The organism is Halomonas sp. KG2, from assembly GCA_030440445.1.
In the GTDB taxonomy this organism is placed as follows: Bacteria; Pseudomonadota; Gammaproteobacteria; order Pseudomonadales; family Halomonadaceae; genus Vreelandella.
In genome coordinates, this window is record CP098528.1 from 4,449,218 (window position 1) to 4,461,952 (window position 12,735).

The following is a 12,735-nucleotide window of genomic DNA, read 5'->3' on the forward strand; positions in this document are numbered from 1 at the left end:
CATGATGAAACGACAATTGGCTTGGCACTCTTCACGCTTTAACAACCTATTGTTAACCGCTGTTCTCACCCTTGGCCTACCGTTAACGGGGATGGCCGCACAGGAGCAAGATATGACTCAGATTCATATCACCATGGGCGGCACACCAGGCGCGGAATTCTCAGCCCAGTGGCGCATTACTCATAACGATGAAACCATCGAACACCCCGAAACACGCGGCACAGTGCCCGCTGAATTTACCTTTGAAGGCACCACGCTTGAAGGTACGGTAAAACTGCTCAGCGACAACGATCGTTTAGAAGTAGATATTATGAAAGGTAATAACCGCTCGCGCTCCTCTACCCAAGGAAAAGGCGGCACGTTAACGGTAATGGTGCGTTAAACAAAAAAACCGCCCCGAAGGGGGCGGTTTCCTGAGCTAAGTAAGTACTTACAGACGTACTTACCACTGAGTAGAGATAGCAGAGTTGTTGCTACCCGCCTGGAAGTGAGACGCTGAAGCAGCGCTACTGTTTTGGCGAATGGTTGACACGTTGCTGTCACCTGTCTGGAAGACATTCGCTACATGGCCGTCGCTACCTTGGAAAATATAGGAGGCGCTCAGGTCTGCTTCAACCTGAAGGACATTGGCTTCATTGTCGTTACCATTTTGATGGATGAAGCTCCAGGTTTCGTCAGTATTTAATGCTTGATAAACGTCAGCATCGTTTCCGTTACCGAACTGCTCAATAATTGAGTCGCTTTGTGCAGTGTTCAAGAATTGAGCAACAGTAGAGCTGTTGTTGTCGCCTTGTTGACGTACATAGGAGTCGTTAAGGCTGCCACCATCTTGTACTACGACTGAATCATTATGATTGCCTATCTGATAAACAATCGACTCATGCTGATCGCCGCTTTGATAGACATAAGAACTGTTGTTATTACCTTCTTGGCCAACACGTGAGTATTGCTCATCATCATGCTGATCAGTTTCCGCTGCGTTATTGTTACCAGTCTGAACAATAATCGAAGTCCGCATTGGATCACGAGCAAATCCGTTCATGCCTTCACGGATATCTTGCTGGTTAACAAACGCTGGGTTTGAGCCTAGGTTCGCAGCAGGCGTGGTTGTTGAGTTTTCAAAGTCTCGCGCTTGGCTAGAGAAGCTAACAGCCATTGCAACAGCAGCAGCGATAACGGTCATTTGAGTTTTCATGGTGTTTCCCCTTTTTTTCGATCGACTTGCTTTGGTTGTTTACTGAGAAGCAGCTGGCGACTCAGTAGGTATCGATAGTGACTGGTCGTGCATTGCCCGAGAGGTTTTGTTGCTGGACACTCACACCACGTAAGCCACTGCCCGATTGCGAAATTGAAACGTCACCTTTAAATCCATTTTGATAAATGTCAGCTTTAAATGAGGAGCTATTACCTTGCTGATTAATAGAGGCGGTGTTGTCATCGCCCACTTGCCAAATAATTCCGGTATTATTTCCGTTACTTTGCATTATGCTTGCTTGATTACCGTTGCCGACTTGATCGATGTAGGCAAAGTTAGAGAGCTGATAACTCACAGAACGTGATTGGGCAACACTTGCTTTATTATTGTTACCCTGTTGACGAATGATGCTTAGATTGCTGTGTAGCGCGTCGTTACCAATAGCCGCAAACTGAGTAACTCTTGCACTTCTATTGAATAAGTCGCTTTCATTCTCATTGGCTTGTAACACAGAAGAAAAAGTCATCAGAGCAATGGCTATCGTTATCGCAGCACGACAACGAATTTTGTTCGTTGTAGTTGTTCTGAGCCGATAGCTATAATGTTTCATTTTTAATTCCTTTTGAAACTCAGTGTGTCTTTTTGTTTCATGGATTGAGTTTGGACCATTCTGGAAATGACGCTATAGGAAGTTTTTTTAATACTGTGCTTATATGCTTAACGTTTATTATATTTTCTGTTTACTACTTTATTAATTGCTGGTTTGTTAGTTTTCTAATTGTGTTGTATTTGTTTTTTTAAATAAAAAAGGCCACTCGATCGAGTGGCCATTGTTTTTTATAGTTTTATTTGAGTAGTGTTCCCTTGATTAATTTTTACTAAAGCATGGGTATCGATGCATTAAGATAGTCATCTAAAATGGTATCTTGAATATTGGTTCCGGGAGCAAGATTCCATAATCGGTTTTCGATGCCTCTCGCTACAAGGTGAATGACAGCAGACTCTATTGCTGACATTACCGCGAGCTGAACCGGTTCGTTTGTCGTTATACCGGCTTCGGCCTCTAATAAGCGTCTGAAATCAATAAAGCGATAAACCCCTGCGCGTAGCTCTTTTGAATAGATGGTCTTGGTGGTGGTCACGTTAGCTAATATTTCACCTGTTGAGATTTCCACCGCACGTAAATTCACCGTTACCTGATCTACCTGGTACTGGCCTGACGCCCCAATGCCAAAATATTCAGCACCGGCTCCCCCGGTTCGTACGTTCGATTCATAAGCAATAATGCCGCCCTCTAACATAACCGACGCTGCTCTTAACGATGGCAGCGTATCGGGTTGCCCAAAGCGTTCGAATTCTGCGCGAATAATACGGCGTTCAGTTAATAAGTTTTGTAACCCAACACGTTCAAGCGGTATAAACCAGCCAGAGTCAGACAGGGCGCCGGTAAGCATGGCTGCAGCCCCTTGGGTTACCGCAGTTGAAAACGTACTGGCGGGGGCTGGTCGGTATTGCCCTGTTTGGTCGCGAAAATCATACACAGAGACAAATATCTTTCCTGACGGTGGCGGGAGCGATACAAGATCCTGGTAGGTAGCTCCTCTGGGCGTGAGTGTTGCTTCAGCACCTTCTAAATTTTCAGACGTTGCCACCATTCCTGCACAGCCACTCAGTAGGCTAGCGATGACAATTGAGGCGATAATTTTCATAATGATCCCCTGACAAAGCAGATAGCGTTAGTCGTTATTGCTGGTTTTTTTAGCGGATGACATTGATGTTGTTAAGGGTTAAATAAACCGCCAACGCTAATCTCTGTTACATCTCCGGTAACTTTATCCACCACACGCACAATTAGCTGTCCATTATTGTCACTCACTACAACGCCAAACTCATCGCTATCGAAGCTACCCTCACTGACTTCACCGCGGCTAACATCGGAAATGAGCTGTGATATCAATCGACTTTCTAAACTTTGTAATAAGCGCTCGGTGGATGATAATGTTTGCCCCCTACGTGCATTTGGATCTGTATTGGTATCTTGCGACTGGGCTTTACCTAACAGGTAACTACCTGTAAAAGGGTCGCCGCCAAAAGAAGGGTTAATAGGTTTATAAATTAAATCACCTGAGTGCGCGTGAGCACCTATTCCCATTAACACTATGAATGTAGCGCAAGCTATTTTTCTGCAGTTTTTCATCAGAATAACTCCTCTTTTCCCAAGTCTTTATCTGAGGTAAGAGCAGATGCCAGCTGCTGCTGGAGAAGTGCCTCCTCAACGATATTTACAGCTTCTCCTGCTACGCGGTCAGCTTCGCTAATCCTGGGAGAGAGCTGTGTTCTGAAGTACATCCGGTTGCCTTCCACGATGGCAATTTGGCTGCCCCAGCGGGCATCGGGACGTTCTTGAATGGTAATCGTGGCATTACCGATAATGAGGTTATCCATTGCCCGCTGGCTGAAAGCGCGATAGAAGGTCTTGCCTGCCATGGTGACGGTACGGTCGACCATGATACCGGTAAGTTCACTACCTCTACTTCGTTGTCCTTGAATTTCTGGGCCATCGGGACTTGATAGTTGGTTAATAGCGTTGACTTCTTCCTGCTCACTGGTGGCTAATGCGCGGGAAGAATTGGCTGGTTCATTGGCAAATGTATCAGTCGTTAATGCAAAAAAACTGACAAAAATGACCAGTAAATAGCGACGTAAATTCATGGCTATATACCCTTTTAAAAATCTACCGATGACGTTGTAAACTGCGTGCGGTTTCTATATTAGGAAGAATTGGCCCAAGATTCTGATGGATCCAGTTAAGTGCTTGAATGCGATTGTGCACGTTTATTTTTCGGAAGATATTATAAAGATGAGATTTAACAGTATGTTCACTTACAAACAATTTATCGGCAATTTGTTGGTTGGAGGAACCCGCACTTAATAAAGAGATAATTTCCATTTCTCGGTTGGTTAATCCACAGGCTGGGCGGAACGCGTTGCTTTGATACTTGCGATAAAAAAGAATCAGTCGTGCCATTAACTCACGAGACATCCACAGCTCATCATCAAGTAACGCGTGGATACCTTTGCAAAACACCTCTAAGCTCTCATTGCGATAAAATACCCCTTTCAGTTGAGCGCACGAGAGAGCTTCTAGGGCATGGTCCATATCGCGAATATTGAAAGCTGCTAGAGGGATTTTTGTTAACGCTTCTGGCAGTTTCTCTTGCCACTCTGGCAATGTCTCTACACTGATATGATCACTGTCAATTAGAATGAGCAGCTTTTCGACGGGTGAAGAGGGTATGGTGACGTCTGGCGAGTAAATGCTAATTGAGCAGTTGGTGTGATCGTGTAAATAGTCTGCAAATAGCTGTGATTGCGGACTTTTTTCGGTAATGAGATACACCAAACCTGTGGTCTTTTCCTGTGACATTGGGAAGCCCTCGTGGAAAGAAAGAGTGAGCAGGTGCTCTCAGAAGTGTTGCCTATAAGATACATTTCGTAAAGTTTTGTTATTAGAAATCTGCTGAAATCAATTTGAATATATATATTATTTTTTAGAATAATGTGTGTAAATATATGTTTATATTATTATTTATTGACAATATAAGCAGTTTTTAAATTAGTTTTTAACATTTACATTAAGTAACAGAAAGCCTGCTTTAGAAGAAATTTTGATATATGTAAACTCATTAACCTCTTTTTGGAGATATCGTTATGGCATCGCCTAATACCTTAGTTTTAGCCAGTGGAAATGTAGGAAAACTAAAAGAATTCAATCAATTACTAGCACCTCTTGGGTTAGATGTTCGTCCGCAATCCGAATTTGGAGTAGGCGATGTGGAAGAAACAGGGCTTACTTTTGTTGAAAACGCACTTCTGAAAGCTCGTGAGGCAAGTAGAATCAGTGGGTTGCCTGCATTGGCAGACGACTCAGGCCTTGAGGTGGATGCACTTCACGGTGCACCGGGTATCTATTCAGCGCGCTATGCCGGTGAGCCTAAAAGTGACGAGCGCAATAATGAGAAGTTATTAACGTCGCTCAGTCGCTATGCTGAAGGCCAGCGTAGTGGACGTTATTGGTGCGTATTGGTGTATTTGCGTCATGCAGAAGACCCTGTACCTGTGATTGTGCAACGTAGTTGGGAAGGTGAAATTCTGGCGCACCCACGAGGTAATGGCGGTTTTGGTTATGACCCTCTGTTCTGGTTACCGGACCAAGGAATGAGTGTTGCCGAGTTATCCAGTGAAACCAAAAATCGACTAAGTCATCGTGGGCGGGCATTACAGGGCTTGGTTGAACTGTTGAAGGTGGCGCATGGCTGAGCTATTGCCTCCCTTATCCCTATACATCCATACGCCATGGTGCGTACGTAAGTGCCCGTACTGTGACTTTAATTCCCATGAGCCCAGTACTGACGAGCTGCCCGAAGCCGCTTATCTAACCGCCCTGCTCAATGATTTGGAGGGTGATTTATCGTTAGCGAATGAAAGAGAGATTCAAACTATCTTTATTGGTGGTGGCACGCCAAGCCTGTTATCGCCAGCTTTTTACGATCGATTATTCAAAGAGATACGCCTTCGATTGCCGTTCTCTTCGACTATCGAAATTACCCTTGAAGCGAATCCTGGCACGACCGAACAGCAGCGTTTTATTGGTTATCGAGAAGCCGGGATCAATCGCTTGTCTTTGGGAGTTCAGAGCTTTCGCCCTGAACAGCTTAGCGCGTTGGGGCGTATTCATAGCGGCCAAGAAGCGGTCAATGCTGTTCGCCAGGCGCGTGAGGCTGGGTTTGATAATCTCAATATTGATTTAATGCATGGGCTACCCAAACAAACCCCGGCTCAAGCGATGGAGGATATTGATCAAGCATTGGCTCTGGAGCCGGAGCATCTCTCCTGGTATCAGTTAACGCTTGAACCGAATACGGCGTTTTTCTCTCATCCGCCTGTGTTACCAGAAGAAGAGGCTCTCTGGGACATTCAAGAAGCTGGCCATCAACGCCTTGAGCAAGCCGGTTTACGGCGCTATGAAATCTCCGCCTATGCGCGAACGGGGCAACAAAGTCGCCACAACATCAATTATTGGCAGTTTGGCGATTATTTGGGTATTGGGGCGGGAGCGCATGGAAAGCTGACGACGGTCGATAGTCAGGGGCAACGGCATATCGAAAGGCGCTGGAAAACACGTCAGCCAGAGGCATATTTACGCCGTTCAAATGATCCGCGTGGCTTTGTGGCTGGCAAGCAGCCGATAGCAACGCAGGAGCTACCCCTTGAGTTTGCGATGAATGCGTTACGTTTAACCGATGGGGTCACCATGGATGTCTGGACGGCTTACACAGGACAGCCCTCAGCCGTGTTACTTTCGCGGTTACAAAGCGCGTATGAAAAAGGACTTTTAATGGAAATGCCCGAAAAGCTGCGTGCATCGCCTCAAGGTCTATTATTCTTGAATGAATTGCTGACATTAATAAGCGATGAGTGATCAGCGATATATAAAGCAATTACCCTGAAGATTATCAAGGAGTGAGTGATGCGTATTTCTCGACTACTGACCCCGCTGGCGGCAGCCATTTTGTTAGCTGGTTGTGCTACCTCGGACCCTTATGGCGGTCAGACGCAGCGCTCTAGCACTGCGATGGGATCTGGCATTGGCGCGGCTATTGGTGCTGCTGCTGGTGCGCTGTCTGGCGATGGCAGCACCAGCCGTCGTGATCGTGCATTGATTGGTGCAGCGGTAGGTGCTGCAGCGGGTGCCGGTGTAGGTGTTTACATGGATCGTCAGGAGCAACAGCTGCGCCAAAATCTCCAGGGCTCGCGTATTGAGATTGATCGTCGCGGTGACGATATTGTGCTTAATATGCCCAGTGGCGTTACTTTTGGTTTCGACTCTGCCGACCTTACCAGTGAGGCGCGCAACTCCCTTAATCAAGTAGCAAATGTACTGACCCAGTACCAGGATACCCGCGTCAACATTGCTGGCCACACTGATAGCACCGGAGATGCAAACTATAACCAGCGTCTGTCTGAACGCCGTGCCCAGTCTGTAGGTAATTACCTTAGCCAAAATGGCGTATCCTCTGCTCGATTAAACACCATGGGATACGGGGCCAATCAGCCGGTTGCTAGCAATAATTCTGAACAAGGGCGTGCGCAAAACCGCCGTGTTGAAATCACCTTGTCTCCCACGGGAAATGGCCAGGGTTAACGCTAACGATTGATAAGCTAACCTCGGCATTGCCGATAAACGCCCGCTATGCTCACATAGCGGGCTTTTTTCGATTCTCTGTTAGCGAGCGACTATGCTGTCTTACCAACACGCTTACCATGCCGGTAACTTTGCCGATGTGCAGAAACATTTAACGCTTTACGCGGTGGTTGATTATTTATTACGTAAAAAAACTGCCATTACATATATAGATACTCATGCGGGACGAGGTCTCTATCCACTTAACACCAAAGAGACTCAGCGGCTTCAAGAATACCGTGAGGGCATTTGGCCACTGTGGAAAGCGAGTGAACAGCTAAGTGACCCTTTACTGAGTAGTTGGCTAACCACGTTGGCAACTGCCCAGCCCCATGCATCTGAGCTGACCCATTATCCTGGCTCACCTTGGTGGCTTTCTCAGCCGCTTCGTGAGCAAGATCGCCTGACGTTATTTGAGCTTCATCCCGGTGAGCATGAGCACTTAAGCAGCCAATCGCTTTCCCCGCAGGCGCAGCGAATTTATGGGGATGGCCTAGCAGGCTTGAGTGAGCTGGTACCGGTTGCAACACCGCGTTTGTGCGTATTGATTGACCCTAGCTACGAACGTAAAGCGGAATATCTAGAGGTGGTTGATGCGGTGACCTATAGCCTGGCAAAAGCGCGACATGCGGTGCTGCTGGTGTGGTATCCATTGCTACCAGCAGGCAACCATCTCTCGTTACTAAACGGCTTGAGAGAGAGCGGCATCCGTAAAATTTGGCGCAGCGAACTTCAACGCTATACGCCAAACGAGCAAAGCCATGGCATGTACGGTAGTGGAATGCTAGTGATTAACCCGCCCTGGGGGTTAGATGAGCGTCTAGCGGCGGCGATGGCACACATTACGCCGCTGCTAGGCTCGGAAAGTGACTATCGGTCAGAGTGGCTGGTAGGCGAATAGCTGGTTAGCCACGGTCTATTAGTGACCAAAGCAGGTGCTTATTTCCCGATACAAAAACTGCCAAAGATTTCGCCGAGCAGGTCGTCAGCGCTGAATTCACCGGTAATTTCGCCTAACGCCTGCTGAGCATCGCGCAAGTCTTCGGCCAGCAATTCCCCGGCTCCGTAGCCATCTAGTTGGGCGCGTCCAGTTTCCAGCGCAATCATGGCGCGATCTAAGGCGTCTAAATGGCGACGGCGGGCTGAGAATCGCCCTTCGGTCGTCGCAGAAAACCCCATGATGTCCTTTAGATGGGTTTTTAAGTTATCCACACCCATGCCAGTTTTCGCGGATAGTCTGATCGTTGGTGGGGTTGTGGATAAATCAATGCCCGCTGGTTCGGCGCTGGTATCGATTTTATTTCGCACCAGTGTCAGGCGTGTTTGATCGGGGAGCCTGGCGACAAATTCCGGCCAAATAGTCATAGGATCAGTCGCATCGGTAGTGGAGGCATCTACCAATAGCAGCACGCGGTCGGCTTTTTCAATCTCTTCCCAAGCACGGGCAACGCCGATTTTCTCTACGGCATCGGGAGTGTCGCGCAGCCCCGCGGTGTCGATAATATGCAGCGGCATGCCATCAATGTGAATATATTCTCTCAGCACGTCACGGGTAGTGCCGGCAATATCCGTGACAATAGCGGTATCTTGTTCGGTCAGTGCGTTGAGCAAGCTAGACTTACCGGCATTAGGTCGTCCAGCAATCACCACGCTCATTCCTTCGCGTAACAGGGCCCCTTGGCCTGCGGCTTTGCGAACCGCCGTCAGCGCTTGCTGAACGCTGTCTAAACGGTTAGCGACGTGACCATCGGCTAAAAAATCGATTTCCTCCTCAGGGAAATCAATTGCCGCTTCGACGTATACCCGCAACTCAATGAGTCGCTCCACTAACGCCGAGATACGCTGGGAAAACTCGCCCTGCAACGAGCGTACGGCATTTTCGGCAGCGGAACGGGAAGTGGCGTCTATCAGGTCGGCAATGGCTTCGGCTTGGGCTAGATCCAACTTGTCGTTTAGAAAGGCTCGCTCTGAAAACTCACCCGGGCGTGCTAGGCGTGCGCCAAGCTGTAGGCAACGTTCAAGCAGCATATCCATAATGATTGGCCCGCCATGTCCTTGCAGTTCAAGCACGTCCTCGCCCGTAAATGAGTGGGGCCCGTTGAACAGCAGGGCAATGCCTTCATCAATAACGCTTTCAGCGGCATAAAACGGGCCGTAGTGAGCGTAACGAGGGGAAGGGCAGTGGCCAAGTACAGCGGCAGCGATATCGTGGCAGGCAGGGCCTGAGACGCGAATAATGCCAACACCGCCGCGGCCAGGAGGAGTTGCCAGAGCGGTAATGGTGTCTTGGGTGTAAAGTCGATCGGCCATGGCGCTTCTCGTTGGTGTATGGCGAAGATTGTCGCGTTGTTCATCCTAAAACGCCAGACCCCCGCTAGGGCGGGGGTCTGGTGGTAGGAGAAGGGAGCGTGCTACTTGGTTCGCAACCCTTTGCCGACGTTTGGATCATTCTCAATATTGCGCGTAATGAGGTACTGCTGCGCCACCGAGATGATGTTGTTGACGACCCAGTAGATAACGAGACCTGCAGGGAACCACAGGAAGAAGAAGGTGAAGATAATCGGCAACATCTTCATGATCTTCGCCTGCATGGGATCTGGCGGTGTCGGATTCAGCATTTGCTGAACAAACATCGAGATACCCATCAAAATCGGCAAGATGAAGTAGGGGTCTTTCACCGAGAGATCCTGAATCCAGAACATGAACGGCGCATGGCGCAGCTCAACGGACTCAAGCAACATCCAGTACAGGGCGATAAATACCGGCATTTGCACCAGAATCGGCAAACAGCCACCCAGCGGATTGATCTTCTCTTTCTGGTAGAACTTCATCATCTCTTGAGACATTTTCTGGCGATCATCGCCATACATCTCTTTGAGACGCTGCATTTCCGGGCCAAGTTTACGCATACGCGCCATTGACTTGTAGGCTTTGGCGGATAGCGGGAATAGCACCAGTTTCACTAGTACGGTCAGCAGTACAATTGACCAGCCCCAGTTGCCAACGATGTCGTGGATCTTATCCAGTAACCAGAATAGCGGGTTAGCGATAAACCACAGCCAACCGTAATCGACGGTTAAGCGTAGGTTTGGCGCTACTTGCTCAAGGTAATCTTGAACCTTGGGCCCCATGTACAGCGTTGCGCTTAGCGTTGCCTCGCCGTCAGCGGCCACACTGCTCGTGGGGCCTGCAAACGCTACGACATTACGATCCCGTGAATCGGTAGTGACATAGTAGAGGTTTTGCTGATTTTGCGCCGGCGCCCAGGCAGATACGAAGTAGTGTTGGATCATCGCAATCCAGCCACCCTGCGCCTCACGATTTTCAAAGTTATGGCTTTGAATATCGTCGAAGTCGATTTTTTCGTACCGCGCGTCAGGGGTAGAGTAGGCCGCACCTAGATACGATTTCATACCCATAGAGACGCCACTTGAGGGGTCAGGGCTATTATCGCGCGCCAGTTGACCGATAAAGCGTGCGCTAATCGGTGACTCGGTGTTGTTGGCTAAATAGTAACTAACGTTGACCGCGTAGTCGCCGCGCTTAAACGTCAATCGCTTAATAACCTCAACGCCGTTAACTTCCGCTGTTAAATCAACACTTAGCTGCTCTTCATCGTTTCCTAAGCGGTACTCGGTACGCTCGGGCGTGAAGGCAATGCGGCTAGCCTGGCCGTCCAGTTGAAGACCCGAACGGGCGACGTAGCTACGCGTTGAGTTATCAGACAGCAACACGTAGTTACGATCTGAATCCTGCGTTAGCTTATGCTGCGGTAGAGCGGCGTACACGATATCGCCACCATGTGGGTCAATACGTACGTCGAGAACGTCGGTAGTGACAGCAATAAAGTCTCGGCTAGACGAGTTACTTTCTGCTTCTCCAGGCATGCCTTCACTAATGGCATTTTGGGGAGCCGACGAACTAGGAACCGATAAATCATCACTGCCAACATTATTGGCGGATGAGCCGTTGCTGTTTTGGGTGATTTCAGGCGTCGAATCGACGCTTATCTGCCCATAATCCTGATTCCACTGTACAACCAATAGGTAGGCAAGTACTGCCAGTGGAATCAGTAATAAAAGTCGTTTTACGTCCATGAGGGTTCTGCCCGATGGGTGGTGAACATGCTAATGGCGCAGTGTCATTTACTCGACCCATGACACACGAAAGCCTGCCAGGCGGCAGGCCGAGGTCGAGCGGCGAGGTGTGTCGTCAAGCGTCACGTGTTACGCCATTAGGCGGGAGTGATGCAGACACCGCCTGTGCGTCACGCTGAAGTCGTTTCCACATGCCATTTAGCTGGCGATTCAGCGTCTCGTTATCAATATCTTGAACACCACGCTTTGCCAGTATCACGATATCCACAGAGGGTAAGTGATCTTGGCGGAGGCGAACAGATTCTCTCACGAGTCGCTTAAAGCGGTTGCGATCAACAGCGAGCTTCACATTTTTTTTGCTGACCACCAGTCCAATGCGGGGATGTCCCCGGGTACTCAAACGCGCTAGCGCCATCATACCTTTGCCATGAACCTTCAGGTCTGCTTGTTCAAACACGTGACTAAAATCCCCGGCGTTTAGCAAACGTAAGCACCGGGGAAAGCCTTGATGCGGCACACGCAATCCGAGATCAGGCGCTCAGACGCTTGCGGCCTTTGGCGCGGCGGCGTGCGATAACGGCACGGCCGTTTTTGGTTGCCATACGAGCACGGAAGCCATGCGCGCGCTTGCGCTTGAGAACGCTGGGTTGAAAAGTGCGTTTCATAACTCGTTATTCCCACGTGGTTTAGGACGGAAAGTGAATTCCAAAAGACCCGGTCCAGTGAGGAACTAGCCGGGGAGTTTCAATTCAAGACCGGAAATTGTAGAGACTTCCTGCGTCCGGTGCAATTTTTCCTTGCATAAAAAGCGTTAAAAAGGCAATGGAGGCTTTTCGTACATCGCCATCGTGGCTTCTTGTCATGACACTACTATTACTAATGAAGTTATTTTAAACCTACTGTTATTAATAGTGGGGATACTAATTGTGGATAAGCTGTTTTAGACCATTTTTATCAACAGCTTAAAATCATAAAAAATCTGTGCATAACCTTCGGATAAGCCTTAAATAAACTGTTAATTAGGTGTGTTCAACAGGTTATAGGTTACATCAAAACAGCTTTTTCCTTGATCAGTTACCAGCTTTTCCCTATGCCTTATGAATAGTTGTCCACAGGGCAAAAAGAGGCGTTAGTGCGTGTGGATAACCGCTCCGTTGGGCGCTACAATGGTCGGCCGTTTTCAACCGATGGTGAGATGA

The 12,735-nt window shown here is 48.5% G+C and carries 15 protein-coding genes; 5 read left to right on the plus strand and 10 right to left on the minus strand.

Features of this window, described 5'->3' with window-relative positions; translation table 11 throughout:
• Position 1 precedes the first annotated feature (1 nt).
• Positions 2-382: a hypothetical protein gene (locus NDQ72_20330; GenBank protein ID WKD28357.1), complete on the plus strand. Its 381-nt coding sequence runs from the start codon at positions 2-4 to the stop codon at positions 380-382.
• A 60-nt stretch (positions 383-442) separates the two neighbouring features.
• Here NDQ72_20330 and NDQ72_20335 read toward each other — a convergent pair whose 3' ends face one another.
• The 6 genes from NDQ72_20335 to NDQ72_20360 form a co-directional block, all read right to left on the minus strand.
• Complete coding sequence (locus NDQ72_20335; protein ID WKD28358.1) at positions 443-1,195, minus strand: hypothetical protein; 753 nt, start codon at positions 1,193-1,195, stop codon at positions 443-445.
• Positions 1,196-1,256: 61 nt separating this feature from the next.
• Positions 1,257-1,805, minus strand: a complete 549-nt coding sequence (locus tag NDQ72_20340; GenBank protein WKD28359.1) for a hypothetical protein — start codon at positions 1,803-1,805, stop codon at positions 1,257-1,259.
• Positions 1,806-2,073: 268 nt separating this feature from the next.
• On the minus strand, positions 2,074-2,904 hold the full coding sequence (locus NDQ72_20345; GenBank protein WKD28360.1) for a curli production assembly/transport protein CsgG: 831 nt from the start codon (positions 2,902-2,904) through the stop codon (positions 2,074-2,076).
• 71 nt (positions 2,905-2,975) lie between these two features.
• Positions 2,976-3,392, minus strand: a complete 417-nt coding sequence (locus NDQ72_20350; protein WKD28361.1) for a curli assembly protein CsgF — start codon at positions 3,390-3,392, stop codon at positions 2,976-2,978.
• The gene (locus tag NDQ72_20355; GenBank protein WKD28362.1) at positions 3,392-3,907 is read right to left on the minus strand and encodes a curli production assembly/transport protein CsgE; all 516 of its coding nucleotides are present in this window, start codon (positions 3,905-3,907) and stop codon (positions 3,392-3,394) included. The genes NDQ72_20350 and NDQ72_20355 overlap by 1 nt, the downstream gene beginning before the upstream one ends.
• Before the next feature lie 22 nt (positions 3,908-3,929).
• A complete protein-coding gene (locus tag NDQ72_20360) occupies positions 3,930-4,622 on the minus strand; it encodes a response regulator transcription factor (GenBank protein ID WKD28363.1) in 693 nt (230 codons plus the stop codon).
• 284 nt (positions 4,623-4,906) lie between these two features.
• On the opposite strand from NDQ72_20360, the gene rdgB reads away from it, so the two are divergent.
• The 4 genes from rdgB to rlmJ all read left to right on the plus strand — a co-directional run bounded on the left by rdgB (position 4,907) and on the right by rlmJ (position 8,340).
• Complete coding sequence (gene rdgB, locus NDQ72_20365; GenBank protein WKD28364.1) at positions 4,907-5,515, plus strand: RdgB/HAM1 family non-canonical purine NTP pyrophosphatase; 609 nt, start codon at positions 4,907-4,909, stop codon at positions 5,513-5,515.
• A complete protein-coding gene (gene hemW / locus NDQ72_20370; protein WKD28365.1) occupies positions 5,508-6,677 on the plus strand; it encodes a radical SAM family heme chaperone HemW in 1,170 nt (389 codons plus the stop codon). Before rdgB ends, hemW begins: the two co-directional genes overlap by 8 nt.
• A 48-nt stretch (positions 6,678-6,725) precedes the next feature.
• A complete protein-coding gene (locus NDQ72_20375) occupies positions 6,726-7,400 on the plus strand; it encodes an OmpA family protein (GenBank protein WKD28366.1) in 675 nt (224 codons plus the stop codon).
• Positions 7,401-7,494: 94 nt separating this feature from the next.
• A complete protein-coding gene (gene rlmJ / locus NDQ72_20380; protein ID WKD28367.1) occupies positions 7,495-8,340 on the plus strand; it encodes a 23S rRNA (adenine(2030)-N(6))-methyltransferase RlmJ in 846 nt (281 codons plus the stop codon).
• 38 nt (positions 8,341-8,378) lie between these two features.
• Here rlmJ and mnmE read toward each other — a convergent pair whose 3' ends face one another.
• The 4 genes from mnmE to rpmH all read right to left on the minus strand — a co-directional run bounded on the left by mnmE (position 8,379) and on the right by rpmH (position 12,201).
• Positions 8,379-9,749, minus strand: coding sequence for a tRNA uridine-5-carboxymethylaminomethyl(34) synthesis GTPase MnmE (gene mnmE, locus NDQ72_20385; protein WKD28368.1), 1,371 nt, complete (start codon positions 9,747-9,749; stop codon positions 8,379-8,381).
• Positions 9,750-9,850: 101 nt separating this feature from the next.
• The gene (gene yidC / locus NDQ72_20390; protein WKD28369.1) at positions 9,851-11,536 is read right to left on the minus strand and encodes a membrane protein insertase YidC; all 1,686 of its coding nucleotides are present in this window, start codon (positions 11,534-11,536) and stop codon (positions 9,851-9,853) included.
• A 115-nt stretch (positions 11,537-11,651) separates the two neighbouring features.
• Complete coding sequence (rnpA, locus tag NDQ72_20395; protein ID WKD28370.1) at positions 11,652-12,053, minus strand: ribonuclease P protein component; 402 nt, start codon at positions 12,051-12,053, stop codon at positions 11,652-11,654.
• Positions 12,054-12,066: 13 nt separating this feature from the next.
• The gene (gene rpmH / locus NDQ72_20400) at positions 12,067-12,201 is read right to left on the minus strand and encodes a 50S ribosomal protein L34 (GenBank protein WKD28371.1); all 135 of its coding nucleotides are present in this window, start codon (positions 12,199-12,201) and stop codon (positions 12,067-12,069) included.
• Positions 12,202-12,735: the final 534 nt, after the last annotated feature.